The organism is Nostoc sp. UHCC 0870, from assembly GCF_022063185.1.
In the GTDB taxonomy this organism is placed as follows: Bacteria; Cyanobacteriota; Cyanobacteriia; order Cyanobacteriales; family Nostocaceae; genus Trichormus.
In genome coordinates, this window is the sequence record NZ_CP091913.1 from 2,777,630 (window position 1) to 2,796,136 (window position 18,507).

Annotated in this window: 16 protein-coding genes and 1 tRNA gene; 6 read left to right on the forward strand and 11 right to left on the reverse strand. The window is 41.6% G+C overall.

Annotated elements, in window-relative coordinates:
- Positions 1–72: 72 nt before the first annotated feature.
- The 5 genes from L6494_RS12105 to hetF all read right to left on the reverse strand — a co-directional run bounded on the left by L6494_RS12105 (position 73) and on the right by hetF (position 5,956).
- Positions 73–276, reverse strand: a complete 204-nt coding sequence (locus tag L6494_RS12105; RefSeq protein WP_237995161.1) for a hypothetical protein — start codon at positions 274–276, stop codon at positions 73–75.
- Positions 277–387: 111 nt separating this feature from the next.
- Complete coding sequence (locus L6494_RS12110; protein ID WP_237995163.1) at positions 388–1,284, reverse strand: ABC transporter permease; 897 nt, start codon at positions 1,282–1,284, stop codon at positions 388–390.
- Between the two features lie 152 nt (positions 1,285–1,436).
- Positions 1,437–1,892: a DUF2141 domain-containing protein gene (locus tag L6494_RS12115; RefSeq protein WP_237995166.1), complete on the reverse strand. Its 456-nt coding sequence runs from the start codon at positions 1,890–1,892 to the stop codon at positions 1,437–1,439.
- A gap of 81 nt (positions 1,893–1,973) precedes the next feature.
- Positions 1,974–3,356 carry an ATP-binding protein gene (locus L6494_RS12120; protein WP_237995168.1) on the reverse strand — a complete coding sequence of 461 codons (1,383 nt, stop codon included), beginning with the start codon at positions 3,354–3,356 and terminating at the stop codon, positions 1,974–1,976.
- A 134-nt stretch (positions 3,357–3,490) separates the two neighbouring features.
- Positions 3,491–5,956, reverse strand: coding sequence for a cell division protein HetF (hetF, locus tag L6494_RS12125; RefSeq protein ID WP_237995170.1), 2,466 nt, complete (start codon positions 5,954–5,956; stop codon positions 3,491–3,493).
- A 3,134-nt stretch (positions 5,957–9,090) separates the two neighbouring features.
- Here hetF and L6494_RS12130 point away from each other — a divergent pair.
- Positions 9,091–9,414, forward strand: coding sequence for a thioredoxin family protein (locus tag L6494_RS12130; RefSeq protein ID WP_237995171.1), 324 nt, complete (start codon positions 9,091–9,093; stop codon positions 9,412–9,414).
- Here L6494_RS12130 and L6494_RS12135 read toward each other — a convergent pair.
- Entirely contained in the window at positions 9,401–9,634 is a 234-nt protein-coding gene (locus L6494_RS12135) for a hypothetical protein (protein ID WP_237995173.1), read from the reverse strand. The genes L6494_RS12130 and L6494_RS12135 overlap by 14 nt on opposite strands.
- Before the next feature lie 128 nt (positions 9,635–9,762).
- Entirely contained in the window at positions 9,763–11,613 is a 1,851-nt protein-coding gene (locus tag L6494_RS12140) for a S8 family peptidase (RefSeq protein WP_237995175.1), read from the reverse strand.
- Between the two features lie 125 nt (positions 11,614–11,738).
- Here L6494_RS12140 and L6494_RS12145 point away from each other — a divergent pair, with 125 nt between their 5' ends.
- The 3 genes from L6494_RS12145 to L6494_RS12155 all read left to right on the forward strand — a co-directional run bounded on the left by L6494_RS12145 (position 11,739) and on the right by L6494_RS12155 (position 13,959).
- Positions 11,739–12,161, forward strand: coding sequence for a hypothetical protein (locus L6494_RS12145; protein ID WP_237995177.1), 423 nt, complete (start codon positions 11,739–11,741; stop codon positions 12,159–12,161).
- Between the two features lie 189 nt (positions 12,162–12,350).
- Complete coding sequence (gene thiD / locus L6494_RS12150; protein WP_237995179.1) at positions 12,351–13,202, forward strand: bifunctional hydroxymethylpyrimidine kinase/phosphomethylpyrimidine kinase; 852 nt, start codon at positions 12,351–12,353, stop codon at positions 13,200–13,202.
- A 145-nt stretch (positions 13,203–13,347) separates the two neighbouring features.
- Complete coding sequence (locus L6494_RS12155) at positions 13,348–13,959, forward strand: hypothetical protein (RefSeq protein ID WP_237995181.1); 612 nt, start codon at positions 13,348–13,350, stop codon at positions 13,957–13,959.
- A 206-nt stretch (positions 13,960–14,165) separates the two neighbouring features.
- Here the strand turns inward: L6494_RS12155 and L6494_RS12160 are convergent.
- From L6494_RS12160 to L6494_RS12175, 4 genes are all read right to left on the reverse strand, one after another.
- Positions 14,166–14,237: transfer RNA gene (locus L6494_RS12160), tRNA-Asn, on the reverse strand.
- 152 nt (positions 14,238–14,389) lie between these two features.
- A complete protein-coding gene (locus tag L6494_RS12165; protein WP_237995183.1) occupies positions 14,390–14,938 on the reverse strand; it encodes an NYN domain-containing protein in 549 nt (182 codons plus the stop codon).
- A 304-nt stretch (positions 14,939–15,242) separates the two neighbouring features.
- The gene (locus L6494_RS12170; RefSeq protein ID WP_237995186.1) at positions 15,243–15,914 is read right to left on the reverse strand and encodes an ABC transporter ATP-binding protein; all 672 of its coding nucleotides are present in this window, start codon (positions 15,912–15,914) and stop codon (positions 15,243–15,245) included.
- A 14-nt stretch (positions 15,915–15,928) separates the two neighbouring features.
- Positions 15,929–16,201, reverse strand: a complete 273-nt coding sequence (locus L6494_RS12175) for a hypothetical protein (protein WP_237995188.1) — start codon at positions 16,199–16,201, stop codon at positions 15,929–15,931.
- A 329-nt stretch (positions 16,202–16,530) separates the two neighbouring features.
- Here L6494_RS12175 and psbD point away from each other — a divergent pair, with 329 nt between their 5' ends.
- Together psbD and L6494_RS12185 are read left to right on the forward strand one after the other, a co-directional pair.
- Positions 16,531–17,586: a photosystem II D2 protein (photosystem q(a) protein) gene (psbD, locus tag L6494_RS12180; protein WP_237989747.1), complete on the forward strand. Its 1,056-nt coding sequence runs from the start codon at positions 16,531–16,533 to the stop codon at positions 17,584–17,586.
- Positions 17,587–18,075: 489 nt separating this feature from the next.
- Positions 18,076–18,357: a 4a-hydroxytetrahydrobiopterin dehydratase gene (locus L6494_RS12185; RefSeq protein WP_237995190.1), complete on the forward strand. Its 282-nt coding sequence runs from the start codon at positions 18,076–18,078 to the stop codon at positions 18,355–18,357.
- Positions 18,358–18,507: the final 150 nt, after the last annotated feature.

Genomic DNA, 18,507 nt, shown 5'->3' on the forward strand with positions numbered 1-18,507 from the left:
ACCGAAAACTCTCAGCTAGCTGTGACTAAGCTGATCAAAATTCCCCGTCTTAGGGTAATTTACAAAAGCATATTAGCTTTTTTGTGTTTCTCTGCCAAAAAATTCTAAGTTATCAGTCTTTTTAGGTGTGAATCTTAAATCAGTAACAATAGTAGAACGAACATTTGATTGTTCTTGCCAAGCTGTAACCGGCGCACCGCGTAAAATGCCAGCCAAAGCCACAGAAAGCATAAATCCACCAGCCGCCGCCGCAATTAAAGAAATGTTATCTTTCACTCTAATCTCTCAGTCATTAATAAAGTATGTATTCTATTCAAAACGCTAAAATTCAAAACAACAACTCTTAATTTTGAATTTTGAATTTTGAATTTGATTATAAGGGGTTGACTATTTCCGGTTTCTATTTTCTCCCCGTAATCGGGGATTGACAAATTCATTTAACCCCTCACCAAGTAGTGATAACCCTACCACCATAAAAGTCATCGCTAAACCAGGGAAAAGGGTAGTCCACCAAATACCTGTAGGTAAGGCTTCTAGAGCTTGTTTTAAATCGTATCCCCATTCTGGCACTTCTTCGGGTAAGCCTAGCCCTAAAAAGCCCAAACCACCTAATACTAAAATGGCATCGGCGGCGTTAAGGGTAAAGAGTACAGGTACGCTTTGAATGACGTTTAAAAATAGATATCTAGAAAGCACAACCCAAGTAGAAGCACCCATTGCTTGAGCCGCTTCAATAAACACTTCTGTTTTGACGCTGACCGTATGATTACGGACGACTCGATAATATTGAGGAATGTATGCAATACTAATAGCGATCGCAGCGTTTAATATGCCTCGACCTACAACAAACGCTAGTGTCACGGAAAGCAGCAGTCCTGGTAAGGTGTAGATACTATCCATCATAAACAACAACACCTTATCTAACTTACCACCCAGGTAGCCACTCAGCATCCCCAGAGGTACACCAATTATCATACTCAGCGCGGTAGCCAAAATCACCACTTGTAGAGCGGCTTGTGCGCCAAATATCGTCCGAGAGAACACATCATGTCCTAAACGGCTAGTACCAAACCAATGTTTAGCAGATGGTGCTTCTTGTATCGGGTTCGAGAGAAATTCTTTCGGATTTTGTAGCCATCCCCAAGATTGCAGTACAGGCGCAAAGAAAGCCAGGAAAATAAAGAACAAGGTAATGGCTAACCCAATGAGCATTAATTTTTGGGAAAGACTGGGATTTTTAGCAAAACTGATCAACTTTGGCAGATGACGTTTAGTAATGGTCATGGGTAACACAAGAAGCAAAATATGCTGACCATTTTACATACCAGATGGGGAATTGGGCATTAGCCATAAAAAAGTCAAAATTATTCCCGTTAGCGTCACGCAGTGAATAATTTTTGACTTTTGACTTCCGCGTAGCGGTACTACTCCCCACTTTAGAAATATTTCAACCGGATTTGAATACTAGTATTTGCTCCAGCTAAGAAAAAGGCTGCATCACTAAATTTGGGTGGACCAGTGAGAATTGCGGGGTTTCTAGAAAAGCCAAAGCCTTCTTTAGGGATACCTAGAGCATTTGTATTTAAAGTGCCATCGCTATTTTTATCGTGAATTACAGCGACAGCATAATTACCTGCTTTTAAATTATCAAAGGTCAATTTTAAAGGAGTTCCGCTAATTTTACTACACTGATTGCTGACGACACGTTTGCTATCACTGGGAAATCCTTGACTGCTAGCAAAGACATTGACACAGACTAGCCCTGTTTGGTTTTTCAATCCATCAATTTCTACGGTTAGTTTGCCGTTGAAGTTAGCTTGAACACTTGATGTCAATACTAGGTTTCCTAGCATTGTAAGTAGCATCACGCCAACGGGGATTTTTGTTCGCATAAGATTTTTGGTTAAAATGAATACTATCAGCTAGTGCAGATTCATCCTGACACAAATCTATTAATCTATGCAAGGCAAATGTTAACTGTTGACGGGAATATGAATGATGAATTCAGATCCCTTTCCTACGGTTGATACACAATATATCTGCCCACCGTGTTTTTCTACAATAATTTGATGACAAATAGACAGTCCCAATCCAGTGCCTTTACCTACAGGTTTCGTCGTGAAAAACGGATCAAATAGTCGATTTTTGATATCGTCTGGAATGCCTAAACCATTATCAGCTATGCGAATCATGACTTGCTGATTGTTAATGTTTTCAGTGCGAATACAAATTTGTAGTTGAGTTTCTATTTCATAATTGTTGCTTGTTAACTCTTGACTATTGACGATTGACTCTTCCAAGGCATCAATAGCATTAGTTAGAATATTCATAAATACCTGATTGAGTAACCCAGCATAACAATCTACTAGAGGAAGATTGCCATATTCTTTAATAACGCTAATATTTTGATTATTTTTGTGATATTTGAGACGACTCTGTAAGATTAATAGCGTACTATCAATACCTTCGTGAATATCAACTATTTTTCTATCAGATTCATCTAATCGTGAAAAATTTCTTAGGGAAAGGACAATCTGAGTAATGCGTTTGCAACCAGCTTGCATAGAACTTAAAAGATCAGGTAAATCTTTGGCAATAAACTCTAATTCATTGTCATAAATTGCAGTTGTAATCTCATCTACAGGGTGGGGATAATATTTTTGATACAACTTGATCAAATCCAGGAAATTACTACTGTAGTTAATCACATGGGCAATATTCCCAGCAATAAAGTTGATAGGGTTATTAACCTCATGGGCAATACCTGCTACCAACTGACCTAAAGCAGCCATTTTCTCATTTTGTAATAGTCGGCTATAGTTTTTCTTTAAGTCACGAAATCCAGCCTTAGCTAACTGAGACTGTTCTTCTACTTGTTGTAGTTGAGCCAGGGTGAGAGCATGAATCTGAGAATTAGCTAGGAGTAACTGATGAAAGTCAACTATGCCATAATTACCAGATTGACTTTTAATGAGAATTGGCTCATAGACAAGCTCAGGCGATCGCTGTAATGCCATCTGAGTTGCTTCTACAATGGTCATATCTTGATCAAATATGCACATCTCAGGTTGCAGGCAATTATAAAGGTTTTCGATAGGACGCATGGAAAACAACCCTAAACTATAAGGGCGGCTCATATACTCAAAGAATTGCTTTCGGGAAATCATCCCAACAAAACCCTGATTTTTAGTCAAGATAATTCCTGGTAAAAACGTTTCTTGCTCAAAATTTTTAATTAGTCTGTTTCCTGGGAGATGTAGCTCACATTGAACTTCCCACCTTGGTAATGCTTCTAAAGTCGAATCTAATTGCAGGCCGATTTCATTAGCATTGCTGATGCTATCAATAGCAAGCATAATCTCCATCCTTTTCCCTTGGTGTGGTATAGCTTGTTGTCTCAGCGCAAATCACAAGAACCCAACATTATTGCTATACCTAGTTTTCCCAAAATGGAGTTACAAATCTTAATGACGGGGAATCTAGCAAACCATCAGCTTGCTCTGGGTTTTTCTCGAAGGAGCGATCGCCAATCTGCTAAAGTTGTTTCTGTCCACAGCCAATTATTGCTTAATTTATCAATTTGGAAATTTGACGGTTCTTTCTCCAGAACTTTTTCCCGTAATTTGATGGCTTCGTTAATATATTGAGTTCGTCTATTCCCTGAAAAACTTTTTGCAGACTTATATAGTCCTAGGGCTAAACCAGCATAGGAAGTTAAGACATCATCAGGTGCTTTAGTCTGAGAATCAGCATTTTCTTGTTCGAGTGCTAAATTTGAAGCTCTAAACCATGAATTATTAGCTCGATTCACGTCACTTTCAGCATAGTAGGCAAATCCTAAAGCATTCTTATATAAAACCGAGTCTGGATTGGCCTTAACGGCATTTTCCCAGTAACGGCGGGCATCATCAATACTGTATTTTGTATTTCCTGTTTGGAGAAACTGCCAAACTAATCGCCCTCTGAGAAAGTTAACAGATGCTTTTTGGGCTTGCTTTGCGGGAATTAAATTCAAAGCGGTTTCCGCCGGAGGAAGTACGTTGCGATTTAGTAGTTCTTCTACAGCTACTAAACCTGCTTCCAAGTCTCCTTGATTTAATCTTTCCGTGGCAATAGTTGTTACCATCTGCGTAGGAATTTGCCTGATATCAGTTGGGATCTGGCCTGGGCTGGATACAGGCTGGGTAGGGATGGGAGGAATGTCACGTAAGGGTGGTTGTCGATTTTGCCACCACCAAGTAAAAGCTAATACAGTTGCGATCGCACCCGCCCCAATCATCGCTAAAATCGACCACTGTTGACGCATCCTTGATGATAACAAACTTAAATTCTGCAAATTTGCTGACGAGTTTTGGGCTGTTCCATTATTGCTTACAGGAGGTACTATTTTTGGTGACTCTGTTTCTCTGGGCGCAGCCGCCATTTGTCCTTCTGAGAGACTATAATCTGGCATCTGGTGTCTAACTTCTTCTAGTAGATCAGGTGCTTCATTCCCAGGAATTTGTTGATCGAGTTGGCGAAATATATCAGAGACAAAAGCAGAATCTTCTGCATAACTAGGATCATCGTACTCAATTTCATCAACTAAATCACCCCAAGTATCTTCTCCTAGCCAGTCTAAGCCAGAATTATCACGGGCTAACCCAGAGGGAATCATGCCCTCAATAGGTACAGACATTTCTGAATCATCCACTACAGCAGAATAAGCAGCCGTAGTAGTTGAAGTTGCCGTCAAAGGTGGGCTATACTCCGCCAAGGAATCTGCACTGGTAGGAGAAGCGGTTTTTGGATATAGAAACCCGTTAAATTCTGGCTGGAGATATAAAATTGGTAATGCCCAGTATAGCTGGTGTGAACCATAGGCAGAAATTAATCCCTGACGGACTCGACTCACGCATAAATCCACGGGATACCCTTGACTGAGGTTGCGGTAAAACAATTGGGTGAGTGTCAACGCCACTTCATCAGGAATCCTTTCTGACATTGCCAAAACGCTTTGAATACCCCGCTTGACTAAGCTTTCTGTCAGGTTACGTTCCCATGAGTCTTTAGGAATATCAGTTGTAGCAGCGTATGTTCCCCAGCAGGAATTAAATACCGCCATTTTGATATTGTTATTAACCAGCAATCCTGCTAAATCGTCACCACTGAGGGTTTCTGTCAAGCCGGTTCTATTACTAACAAGATAAATTTCCCCGCCGTTTGGCCCTAAATTACTGTGACCGGAATAGTGGAGAACATGAAATTTTCCTTGTTCTAAAGCCTGGGTTAATTCTTCTCTACCAGGTTGGTCTAGTAAAGTGAGTTCAATTTCTGGTAGATAATGACCACCATCTAAGGTTCTGGGTAACTGACGTTGCAGTTCAGCTCGTAATTTGATACCTTCTTGCTTCAGGAGATCCAAACTATCTTGATCTGTGGGCGATGCTAGTACCATTAAGACCCTAATCACGCCATCTTCCGGGAGTTTATTTCTATTAGCTGAAGGTAAGCGGGAGGCGGGGGATATACCACTTTGGTAGCGAGAGAAAGCAATATAGGGGCCTGTTGCGAGGGGGCGATCGCCTGCGTGCATGACTTCCCACGGCAGACGTGCTAACTTATTATCTTTAAGCCCCAAACGCAAACGCAGCACCTGTTGTTGATTCTGGGCAATCCCCTGGGCTGTAATCCAACTATCTCTAAGAGTGCCTTGAAACAGTGCGTTATAAAGTTTCTGACCCAATGCCACTAAACTAACAGAGTTTTTGGCGATCGCACTAGAGGCGATCGTGTCTCCCTGTAATATTATCTTCAATGGGTCATTCATCAGATGCCCAGCAGATGCCAACCAATCAGCCACAGGCCAAGTCACTAGTTCTTCTGCCAATGGGACACCAGGCGCGACTCGTTCCGTCCGCACCAAGTAGTCATTTTGCCCTACTGGAGTCACGGAAATGTGAAATTCCTGGGTCACAACTTCTCCTGTCCGCCTCCTAAATCTAATTTGAAACGCGAAAGTTTCAATTCGATTTTTCGCTCCTTCTGATACTGTAGATGGATTCGACCACTTATTGTTTATAAAATAAATGGCTTTTCTTTCTCTACATTTACAACTTTAGCCGGATTAGTTGACATCTGCCCAGAATAATGTATCGGTAGATGCACCTTGATCTTCAAAACCCCTCGTTGGCTAACACCTGACTAGGGGTTTTATCTATTACTAATATCTACTTAGTCTATTTCATCAAAGCAAATAGGGCAAAATCTATTATTACCAAAGAATATTAATTAAACTTAGAGAGGCAAAACTGTATCTTATAATACTTGGTATATGTTATACTTAGTAAATACACCCTGATAACTAACTCCCCTGGCTTGGCTAACACCTGACTGGGGGCTTTTTTTATGCGTCACCATCAATAATTAGCTAATTTAAGAAATTCATCCTGAAACTACTAAAGAAAGGTAGAACAATTAATTGGTAGATGCACCCTGATAACTAACTCCCCTAGCTTGGCTAACACCTGACTGGGGGCTTTTTTTATGCGTCACCATCAATAATTAGCTAATTTAAGAAATTCATCCTGAAACTACTAAAGAAAGGTAGAACAATTAATTGGTAGATGCACCCTGATAACTAACTCCCCTAGCTTGGCTAACACCTGACTGGGGGCTTTTTTTATGCGTCGCCATCCATAATTAGCTAATTTAAGAAATTTGTCCTGAAACTACTAAAGAAAGGTAGAACAATTAATTGGTAGATGCACCCTGATAACTAACTCCCCTAGCTTGGCTAACACCTGACTGGGGGCTTTTTTTATGCGTCGCCATCCATAAATTAGCTAATTTAAGAAATTTGTCCTGAAACTACTAAAGAAAGGTAGAACAATTAATTGGTAGATGCACCCTGATAACTAACTCCCCTGGCTTGGCTAACACCTGACTAGGGGCTTTTTTTATGCGTCGCCATCAATAATTAGCTAATTTAAGAAATTTGTCCTGAAACTACTAAAGAAAGGTAGAACAATCAATTGGTAGATGCACCCTGATAACTAACTCCCCTAGCTTGGCTAACACCTGACTGGGGGCTTTTTTTATGCGTCGCCATCAATAATTAGCTAATTTAAGAAATTTGTCCTGAAACTACTAAAGAAAGGTAGAACAATTAATTGGTAGATGCACCCTGATAACTAACTCCCCTGGCTTGGCTAACACCTGACTAGGGGCTTTTTTTATGTCTAACCATCCATAAATTAGCTAATTTAAGAAATTTGTCCTGAAACTACTAAAGAAAGGTAGAACAATTAATTGGTAGATGCACCCTGATAACTAACTCCCCTAGCTTGGCTAACACCTGACTAGGGGCTTTTTTTATGTCTAACCATCCATAAATTAGCTAATTTAAGAAATTTGTCCTGAAACTACTAAAGAAAGGTAGAACAATTAATTGGTAGATGCACCCTGATAACTAACTCCCCTAGCTTGGCTAACACCTGACTAGGGGCTTTTTTTATGTCTAACCATCCATAAATTAGCTAATTTAAGAAATTTGTCCTGAAACTACTAAAGAAAGGTAGAACAATTAATTGGTAGATGCACCCTGATAACTAACTCCCCTGGCTTGGCTAACACCTGACTGGGGGCTTTTTTTTGTGAAGCAATCAGCAACCCTATCAATAACAAATTTATTGAGGAGATACTGATTGCCTTTGAAAAAAATTAACTACTTTGATGAATGTACCCTAATCAATAACTCCCCTAATTGACTGCCACCGACGAGAGCTTTTTTTTGGTATGCAAAAAAGCAACTCCATTTGTGACAATTCCTCCGGAATGTATTGTCGAATTCTAGAACAATTAATTGGTAGATGCACCCTGATAATTGACTCCCCCTGGCTGGCTGCCACCACTAGGGGCTTTTTTTGGGAAAAATCACAGTCAACCTTTACATGAATTTATCCGGAAAACTGAAATTTATCCTGGAAAAATTAATTGATAGACACGCTTTGATAACTAACTACCCTGTTTGTTTGGTAATTACTAGAGCCTTTAAAGGTAGATGTTTAGTTGGTCTGCTCTGGTGATTGGTAGTTGCTTGGTGCTACATTCTAGCTCAAGATTGGAGTTATATTCTAGCCCAGATTATGTGTTATTGGTGTGAATGTCACAGTCTGTTAACTAGATTTTCTTGAGTCTCAGGAATTATAACTTATTTTTCACTGAGTAGGTGTAAATTGATCGCAGAGTCATTACATATAATATTTTGAATAAGTAATCTGACAAAATGTTCCCATTGATTGATAATGATTACTTAATTCTGCTTGAATCCCTTCTTGCCCTGATTTGTAGTGTTTGTATATACTTACGTAAGTATATGGTGGGAAGAGAATAGGTTTGTCATCACCTCATCATGCTGAAAAAAATACCTGATTTCAGGGATGATTTACTGCTTCAAGAGACTATGATTCCAGGCGATGGCTCTATATTAGTCGAGAACTACTTATGATTTTTGTGCTGAGAGAGCATATCTGAGTGCTTATGTCTAGGTTTTCTCACAGTTGTAACTATTCTCTAGAATATTTATTTTTAAACCCGTGATAGATGAATACGGCTAGGTCTAGAGGTATGCTTAACTATATCGGCTACATCTAAAAGAGACAAAGAGCTACGTCAGTAACCCAGCCCTAAAGGGACTGGGCTTGTAAGAGTAATCAAGCAAGCCGTACTGACCAGATCACCTAGTAATAGGTAAACGTTATTTGAGTCATGACACCCTGTGGATGCGTAGCTAGTTCCCTGCTCTGTCGCTTGTGATTAAACAGTTCTAAGGTCACTGGAACAGTGTTGCAAGCCTAACAAGCTCTTATAACAGGTCTAAGCTAACATTACCCCAGAAATGGGAGGCTCTTTAGAGCAAAACATTATGCGTACAGAGTTGGAAAATTTGAAACGGTAATTGTCCCGTTGAAAGTACATCACAAAAGTACCCCTAATTTCCCAACTCCAAGGCGGTAATGAACAAAATATCCAATGCGGCGGTTAAAACCGCTCGTACCGCTTCCCTCTCAGGGCTAAAGCCTCTGCGTTTCCCACTTACCGCGTATTCTTATGAGTTTAGCTGTTATTAAATTTTCTTCCGAAGAATGCGGTATCTGCCACAAAATGTCTTTTTACGACCAAAAGGTGGCTGAAGAACTAGGCTTGCAATTTATTGACGTGAAAATGCAGGACACCGCAACCTATCGCAAATATCGCAAGATTCTGCTGACCCAGTATCCTGATAAATCTGAAATGGGATGGCCTACCTACATTATTTGTGATTCTCCAGAAGGTGAATTCCAAATCATCGGTGAAGTCAAAGGAGGACATCCCAAAGGAGAATTTAGAACTCGTCTACAGCAGGTTCTCAATTCCACAGCTAGTCAGAACTAATAACCTCAAAGGATTTTACCTCTAGGACAGGGCCAATCATGGCAATAGTCATGATATCTTCGCGTACCTGTCCTTTGACTTGGGCTTTTTGTCCAGGTTTGAGTAATTCTTTATCTACACCCTTGAGGATTTCATAGGTAACACCCTCATCGGTAACTAATGCCCATGTACCCATGCCAAGTTCACGGCGTTCAATTTTACCTGTAACTGTGATGCTCATAATAAGTGCTGAGTGGGGAGTGCTGAGTGCTGTTAGCGGTAGCGCGGCGTTTAGCCGGTGCTGAGTGCTGAGTAGGGAGTGAGATTGCGAATTGCGAATTGATTTAACTGCCTTCTCCCTATTCCTCTCTACGCTGTTTGTCCTTCGTTCTTCAATGCTAAACGTGCTAGTGCATAACACAGTAAGGCGTTGGCTATGAGGAATATCCTGGCTAAATTTTCACTACCTAAACCCCAAACGGCTGGGTCTAAAACTGCGCTGACTGTTAAGCAAGCAGCTACACCAAGAGTTGAACCAATCGCGAACCATTTCCAGTTGGGATGACCTAGTAGTAATGCCATTAATACAATTGGAATTAATACACTGGCAAATATGGGATTTAAAGCACCAGACCCTTGGATGGTGTTGCCTAATTCTGGTAGGGAACTACCTAAAACGCGGAAAGGCCACTGGGGTAGGTCAAAGATATAGATACCTTTGAGGAAGAATAACCCAGAACTACCAAAAATTAGACCGCTAGATAATGACCAACTCCACGCGAAGGGGAAGTAAACCCGCAAAAACCAGGCTAGGAGATAAGAACCAACTACCATTAATACCTTTGGTAATAATGCTACCGCACCGCCATCTATCCAAAAGCCAGGGTTGAGATAGCCGTTATCTCGCAACCAACGGAAGAAATCTTGGAAACTGATTTTTCCTTCGATGGCTAGTTTCACTGCTGCTTCGGCGTTGAGTTGTCCAGCACCGTAGTAGTTTAAGCTATCGTCTTGAATGACTCTTGCTGACTGCTTGAGGACTTTTAAAATTTCCTCTGGTTCTTCGATGCCTTTAGCTTTGATTAAAGCTGCGACACCGGCAACGTGAGGGGAAGCCATGCTTGTACCTTGGAGTCCGAGAAACACACCTTCGCCTTGTTCGTTGATGGTTTCTTGCAGAATTGCCCCGGTATCAGTTCCACCAGGCGCGGAAATATCAACGCCAGCACCAAAGTTAGAATAGGGGGCTTTTTCGCCGTTGGGGCCAAATGCGGAAACACCGATGACGCGGGGGTAACGGGCGGGGTAGGAAGCAGAATTTTCGTTTTCGTTACCGGCGGCGGCAATGATGACTACACCTTTTCTGTGGGCATAGTCAATGGCTTGCTTGAGAAGTTGACTTTCACCACCACCCCCTAAGCTCATATTAATCACATCTGCGCCTTTGTCTGCCGCAAATTTAATGGCTTCGGCAATATCGGCAACAGTCCCACCACCGTAGGCACTCAGCACTTTTAAGGGCATGAGTTTGGCTTCGTAGGCAATTCCGGCGACACCATATTTATTATTGGTGGCTTGGGCGATAGTCCCGGCGACGTGTGTACCATGTCCGTTGTCATCGCTGGCTTCTTCTTTGTCGTTGACAAAATCGTAGCCTTTGACAAATTTTGTTTCTTGTAAGTCTCGGACTTTGGTAACGCCTGTGTCTATGACTGCGACAGTTACGCCACTGCCTTTAGTTTGACTCCATGCACCTTCAATGCCGATTTTGTGCAAATTCCACTGTTTGCTGTAATATTCGTCGTTGGGTGCAGTTAAGGAGGGTTGTACCTCTTCGCCGTCCTGGGGTCTTAACATTTCGCCTAGCCAAGTGGGTTTAGCTGCTGGCTCAATTAGCTTATAGATGTAGTTCGGCTCGATAATCTCTGTAGTTTTAGCAAAGGGAGATTTCTTTAGTTCTTTGAGTCTTTCGCGATCGCCTTTGATAATATAAACATTGTCTCTTGCTGAGAATTTATTATCTAATTGAGGAGTAACGTTGTATTTTTGCGCGATTGCTTGTAAATCTCGCTTGATCACCTCGGCTGGAATATCTTCCCGAAAATCTAACAAAATTGTTTGAAATTCGCCTTTAGCTGCTAGTCCTTGCAAATTTAGGAAACCAAATACAGCCGATACCAACCCGATGACAAACAAGCACAATATTATAAGTTTTCTCATACCAACTCATCACCGCTTTTTGCCAGTTTGCTCACTACGATAACTTATATGCGTCCCTAGTTGGTGGACTTTGCAATTTAGTTAAAACTTTTTAGTTAAATCTTTGACTTAGGATTATTTCAACGATGGAACGTGGACTTTTATGGTTGCCCCTATTAATAATATTTTTCTGGTTGGCTTGGCAAGGCTCGCAAGAGTATCAAAAAGTTGAAGCCTATCGTACTTGGGCAGAGCAATTTGATCGGGCTAAGTATGATATCTATGCTGTTTTAGGTCAAAAAGATAACGATATAACTTGGGGTAAACCCACAGCTAAAGGGCTGATTCAACTGCAAACTTTTTCTTTAGTTGATGTCCAAGAAATCCAACTTTTAGTAGATGGCAAATTAGTTAATCTACAATCACCACCTGAGCGAGGACGTTCTATAGAGCTAGAATTTATATTAACGGATACAACTAATTCAGTAAAAGTTCCGTTTACAGAAATTCCCTTAGCAGCCGAATGGGGTAAATTTTTGCAAAACTTCTTAACCCAAGTTACTGATTAGTTATTAACGAACTTTGGGGGTTTAAGTCCCCTGCCTCTATAGGCAGCGCGTTTTGATGCCTCAGCTAAATCCCCGGACGCTCGCGGACTCGCTACCGCTACGCTAACGCAAAACGTAATTGCGAATTGCGAATTGCGAATTGCGAATTGGTTTAATTCTTTCCCTGTTTCCAGTCCCCTATTTTTAACTATGAATGCTGAAATAATATCAAGAGTTCCTGTTGCTTTAACTATTGCTGGTTCAGATAGTGGTGGCGGTGCGGGAATTCAAGCTGATTTACGCACCTTTGCTTTTCATTGTGTTCACGGGACTAGTGCCGTAACCTGTGTTACCGCTCAAAATACTCTAGGGGTGATGCGAGTTGATGCGATGTCACCAGAGACTGTTGTAGCCCAAATGCAAGCCGTCGTTGAGGATATTGGCGTACAAGCTGCGAAAACTGGAATGTTACTCAACCAGGAAATTATTGTAGCTGTTGCCCAACAAGTCGAGACTTTAGAAATCAAAAACTTAGTAGTTGACCCAGTTATGGTTTCACGGACTGGGGCGCAATTAATTGATGATGATGCTGTTAAGACACTCCGTGAGCAATTAATACCAAAAGCAGCTATTGTTACACCCAATCGCTACGAAGCCCAGATTTTGAGCGGGTTACAGGTAAATTCTTTAGATGATATGAGGGCAGCCGCGCAAGTGATTCACCGTACTTTCAAGCCAAAAGCTGTGTTAGTTAAGGGTGGAGGAATGCTAGGAAATGCCCTTGGTGTTGATATTTGGTTTGATGGGCAAAAGTTAGAAACCTTAACTACAAAGCAAGTAGATACTCCGAATACTCACGGTACTGGTTGTACTTTATCAGCTGCGATCGCTGCCAATCTAGCCCAAAATAAAGATTTATGGCAATCTGTAGAACAAGCCAAGAAATATGTTACTAATGCACTGACTTACGCCTTAGATATAGGCCAAGGTCAAGGCCCTGTAGGACACTTCTTTCCTTTGTTATCAAACTTCTATTCCCAATGCCTCATACCTAATGTGTAAATCCTGACAATATAACTGGAGATATTTTGGCGATAAGAGTATTTTTTTATATATTTATTCTTGTCTTGGGCTAGTTTCCAGGCTAACTATCTTTTGATAGGATGGCTCATACTTTAATTAACCTCATTTTGATACCAAGCAACTGATGCGAACAACCACAGGTTCTGTTCACGGCAATCCAGGACAACAAACACCTCAAACTCATCCAACCTCCGTACCATTATACGTATATCGGGAATTAGCAGCAGAATTAAAAGCAACACAGTCACAATTGGATGTACTAACTGCTAAAAATCAACAATTAGTGCAAGAAAATCAACTTCTGCGCCATGAAATTACTCAAGTGGTTAAGTCTTTTATACATTTGCAAAAATTAGTAGATTACCGTACCACACCAAATTTTACTTCTATTCCAAATTCTCACCCTGAAGTAAGTAATATCCCAAGCAATCACCAGTCTCCAGAAACTAAACCACGCCCACAGGGTAAACGTTCACGCCAACCTGTTGTACCTGAAGCATCTAGCAGCAAAAGCCGTCAAACTAATTTTGCTGTGCCTGTAGTGGAAATCAGTCCTCCTATGCCAGAAACAGTCTTGATTGAAGAACAAGAAGTAGGTTACTATCCTGCCTCTGAGTCTAAGGCTAAGGAAATTAATGGTTGGTGGTTAGCAATCAGTATTGTGTTCATTATGTTGACAGCTTTTGGAGCCGGATATTTAATTGTACGCCCCCTCTTTGAACAGCAAAGTCGCTAGTACCACTACGCAAAAATAAAAAATTACACCCCAATACCCTATTTTCAAGCTAGAAGAGGATTTACTGCGATCGCACCTTGGGAAAACTTTGCAATTTCCTAATTTGGAAATCTTAAATTAGTGTTTCCAAAAATAATAAGGATGAGGTAAGAAGTTGAAAAACCAATGCTTCATACCGCACCCCTATTTTTTTGATCTTCTTTAAACTCCCCAGGCCGGATTCGAACCAGCGACCAATCGATTAACAGTCGATCGCTCTACCACTGAGCTACTGAGGAATGATTGCTCTCACGATTTACTATAGTAATGTAGTCTTAAGGATTTGGCAAGTACTTTTAGAATTTTTTTTTCCTGCTCAACTTGGAGATTCTTCCCAGCCAAAACTTTCTCTAGAAAACGACTAGAGGCGGTGGAATCGGACGCTCTTACTTTACAATCCCATCCGCAATTGAGCAAGCTTTTGTCTTGCTTGAGGATCAATACTACTAGCCAAAAATCTACTCTTAGATTGTGTGCGTGGTTGAGACCTTTGTTTGACCCGACAAACAGTAGTTTGTACCTCCCCACACAATTGTAGTGCTGATAACCATTCAGCCCCATATCCCTGTACTGTTAACTGTTGTGCGCGGTCTGATGTGGCAACAATTACACGAGAAATCCGAGTTTGTGAAAATTGAGGGCGCAAAGATGCACAGGTTTTTTCTATATAAGAGTCTGCTGTTTGCCCGAAATCAGTGTAATGAACTGATAAAAACTCGGTGATCACTTCCCTATTACTAGAGGTATTTTGATAGTGGGCATCAAAAACTATTTGAGTTTCATAACCTTGAAACGCGCTGTAACTTGTCATCGCTTCTACAAGTTCCCAGCGAGCCGCCTCTAGTCCAGCAGTATCACGGGTTTTTTTAAGGCAATGCCAAGCACCAATTATATTGTAGCCGTCTACTAACAAGACGGCTGGGGATAGGGAACGGGGCATGGTTTTTAATCACAATTTTCTAGAGTTAACAAGATCCATTCATAACTTTTATAGTAATAGAAGTATTGCTTGTAACACTATGTTACAAAAAACAAAATAATGTGATTTAATTGCAAAGTTTGCCTAAAAAACCCTCTCATAACAACGGCGATGCGTCTTTTAAGGGCGCGTCGCCGTTGTTAGAAATTATTGATGAATGGGGATTGGGGACTGGGGATTGGGAAGAATTAGGGCAGTAAAAACCCCACCCCTTTTGGGTGGCTGAATTAATTGCGAATTGCGAATTGCGAATTGGTTTTATTCCCTATTCCCCATTTATATTCATCAACCTTTGTTTAAGACGCTGTGGTTCACCACTATCTATGAGTTGGCCTTTTTCTAGTAAGAAAGCACCATCACAGTAATTCAACTCGTCTAATCTGTGTGTCACCCATAAGGCAGTAATACCTCTACTTTTCACTAGGTTGCGGACACTAGCCACTAAGTCCAATTGACTATCTGGATCAAGTAAAGCTGTGGGTTCATCTAATAATAATATTTCACAATGACGAGCGATCGCACCTGCTATAGCTACCCGTTGTTTTTGTCCCCCACTGAGGGCATAAATTGGGCGTAGTTGAAAAGCACTCAAATTTACTGCCCCTAATGCCTCTGTCACCCTTGCTCTCACCGCAGTTGTTGGCAGGTTTTCTTCTACTAAACCAAAAGCCACATCTGCACCAACAGTTGGCATCACTAGTTGGTGGTCGGGATTTTGGAAGACAAAGCCAACAGGATGTAAAACCCCAATCTCTCCAGATTGGGGAGCTAACAGCCCCGCTAGCAAACGAAGTAATGTGGATTTACCACTGCCATTTGTACCCAACAGCATCCAAAATTCCCCTTTGGGTACTTCCAAAGAGCAAGATTGAATTGCTGTCTCACCATTAGGCCAACTGAACTGTAAATCTTTAACTAAAATGCCCGCTTCCGTCATGATTAAACCTTGGGTTATTCACCAGCTAAGGCAAAAAAGCCTGGGGCTCTACCACTGCTGGTGCTGACACCATCTTTTTCTGTAATCTGGACTCCAGTAATTTCAGTGGCACGAACAGCGATTTTCTTCTCTGTCTTGCCTTCACACTTAAGTTCTACAATGTCAGGATTCCCAGAACGCATAGCCGCCAAGATTAGCTGATAAACGGCTTCAGCGTCTTCTGCTGTCTTACGTTGCACTGATGCGGGAAAAGGAGTATTTCTGATGGTTAAGTCAATGGTAAACATTTAGCAGTAACTACATATAACTGTAGGACTCATTTTAGCGTTATGGGAATTGGGAATGGGGAATTGGGGATTAGGTATTTCCTCCCCTCTGCTTCTTTTTAACGTCTAGCCCCTAGTCTCTAGCTCAGATTTCTCATAATTTCTGTATCAAAAATAAAATTATTCCCATTAGCCACTGGAAAAATTAGCAATTTGCACCTAGAATTATTAGAGTCAGTAAAAAATTGTAAACTAGATTGACAATCTGGTAACATTTCTGTTTGTAGATAGCTAAATCAAGCAAGTCTACAAAAAACCTCGTACTTATAAAGATTTGGAGATTTGTTTTCATGACCATCGCAGTAGGACGCGCCCCCAGTAGAGGGTGGTTTGACGTACTAGACGACTGGTTAAAGCGCGATCGCTTCGTGTTCGTAGGTTGGTCAGGAATATTATTATTCCCCTGCGCCTTCCTAGCACTAGGCGGTTGGCTAACCGGCACAACCTTCGTCACCTCCTGGTACACCCACGGACTAGCCTCATCCTACCTAGAAGGGGCAAACTTCCTGACAGTAGCAGTATCTAGCCCCGCCGACAGCATGGGACATTCCCTATTGTTGTTGTGGGGACCAGAAGCACAAGGCGACTTCACTCGTTGGTGTCAACTAGGTGGATTTTGGCCTTTCGTAGCACTGCACGGAGCATTTGGCTTAATCGGCTTCATGCTACGTCAATTTGAGATTGCGCGTCTAGTAGGCATCCGTCCTTACAACGCCCTAGCATTCTCAGGCCCCATCGCGGTATTCGTCAGCGTCTTCTTGATGTACCCCTTGGGACAATCTTCTTGGTTCTTCGCACCCAGTTTTGGTGTAGCAGCAATTTTCCGCTTCTTACTATTCCTCCAAGGTTTCCATAACTGGACACTCAACCCCTTCCACATGATGGGAGTAGCAGGGATATTAGGTGGAGCATTATTGTGTGCCATCCACGGTGCAACCGTAGAAAACACCTTATTTGAAGACGGCGAAGGCTCAAACACCTTCCCCGCATTCAACCCCACCCAAGCTGAAGAAACCTACTCAATGGTGACAGCAAACCGTTTCTGGTCACAGATTTTCGGGATTGCATTCTCCAACAAACGCTGGTTGCACTTCTTCATGTTGTTTGTGCCAGTAACTGGTCTGTGGATGAGTTCTGTCGGAATTGTGGGTTTAGCCCTCAACCTGCGGGCTTATGACTTCGTATCGCAAGAATTACGCGCTGCGGAAGACCCAGAATTTGAAACCTTCTATACCAAGAACATTTTGTTGAATGAGGGTATCCGCGCTTGGATGGCCCCTCAAGATCAGCCTCACGAAAAATTTGTGTTCCCCGAAGAAGTCCTACCTCGCGGTAACGCACTCTAATCGTGGTGAGTTAACATTCGTCTTTTGTCTGAATTTTCATAGCCTCCGCATTTTAGCGGAGGTTTTTTTTGATCAAGGGCGAGAATCTCAGAATTGATATGCTATAGTAATCGAAGGTTAACGCCCAGAGATTTATTCTCTGCCTTTTTGAGACTTAGACCGATTAGGCAATAAGGAGGTGATGCCCATGATAGAAAGTAGTAAACGCGTGGGTCATCAGGTTGCAGTTAGCCGGCTGTGTGCCGGGGCTGTTCTCTAAAAGTTAGCCTTAGTCTGCTAGTCAGACTAAGTAAGCTACTAGTAGCTAGGCTAAAGCACGGAGTTCCTTCCGGCAGTCTGGTTGCAACCTGAAGACCCGCTAGACCGCTCTGATATAGATCAACTGATCTAACATCAGAGCGGATAGTTTTTTTTATAGGTATTCTAAAATTTATATAAGCTTTTTGACTTTTGACTTCCGCCTTCACGGCGGTACTATGGGTTTTTGATATGGCGCAACTACTAACTGATGCAGAAATTCAAACGCAAGCCAGCAGCCTTTCAGGTTGGACAGTAGAAAGTTCTACCTTACAAACTACCCGCAAATTTAAAGACTTTGTGGCAGCGATCGCATTTGTTAATAAGCTGGTAGAACCTGCGGAGTCAGCCGGACACCATCCAGACATACAGATTTCTTATAACAAAGTGCAAATTACATTAACAACACATGATGCAGGTGGCTTGACACAAAAGGATTTTGATTTGGCCGGAGTAATTTCTGGGATTAGTTAAATGCTTTTATAGAAGCCAATTCAAGGCTGAGGCGAACTAAAAATTTGCAGAGAGTAGGGAACTTTTGAAACCCTACTCTCTCTTTTTTTATATAAGTGATTAGGTGTGACAGTTAATGAGGCGATCGCTTATCTCTTGCCATGTAGCTCA

Bases quoted from the DNA above. Each gene is read 5' to 3' on its own strand.
- psbD (WP_237989747.1), top strand. From the start codon at position 16,531: ATGACCATCGCAGTAGGACGCGCCCCCAGTAGAGGGTGGTTTGACGTA.
- L6494_RS12155 (WP_237995181.1), top strand. From the start codon at position 13,348: ATGCGAACAACCACAGGTTCTGTTCACGGCAATCCAGGACAACAAACA.
- L6494_RS12110 (WP_237995163.1), bottom strand. From the start codon at position 1,284: ATGACCATTACTAAACGTCATCTGCCAAAGTTGATCAGTTTTGCTAAA.
- thiD (WP_237995179.1), top strand. From the start codon at position 12,351: ATGAATGCTGAAATAATATCAAGAGTTCCTGTTGCTTTAACTATTGCT.
- L6494_RS12130 (WP_237995171.1), top strand. From the start codon at position 9,091: ATGAGTTTAGCTGTTATTAAATTTTCTTCCGAAGAATGCGGTATCTGC.
- L6494_RS12145 (WP_237995177.1), top strand. From the start codon at position 11,739: ATGGAACGTGGACTTTTATGGTTGCCCCTATTAATAATATTTTTCTGG.
- L6494_RS12115 (WP_237995166.1), bottom strand. From the start codon at position 1,892: ATGCGAACAAAAATCCCCGTTGGCGTGATGCTACTTACAATGCTAGGA.
- L6494_RS12135 (WP_237995173.1), bottom strand. From the start codon at position 9,634: ATGAGCATCACAGTTACAGGTAAAATTGAACGCCGTGAACTTGGCATG.
- L6494_RS12165 (WP_237995183.1), bottom strand. From the start codon at position 14,938: ATGCCCCGTTCCCTATCCCCAGCCGTCTTGTTAGTAGACGGCTACAAT.
- L6494_RS12175 (WP_237995188.1), bottom strand. From the start codon at position 16,201: ATGTTTACCATTGACTTAACCATCAGAAATACTCCTTTTCCCGCATCA.
- L6494_RS12120 (WP_237995168.1), bottom strand. From the start codon at position 3,356: ATGCTTGCTATTGATAGCATCAGCAATGCTAATGAAATCGGCCTGCAA.
- L6494_RS12140 (WP_237995175.1), bottom strand. From the start codon at position 11,613: ATGAGAAAACTTATAATATTGTGCTTGTTTGTCATCGGGTTGGTATCG.
- L6494_RS12185 (WP_237995190.1), top strand. From the start codon at position 18,076: ATGGCGCAACTACTAACTGATGCAGAAATTCAAACGCAAGCCAGCAGC.
- L6494_RS12170 (WP_237995186.1), bottom strand. From the start codon at position 15,914: ATGACGGAAGCGGGCATTTTAGTTAAAGATTTACAGTTCAGTTGGCCT.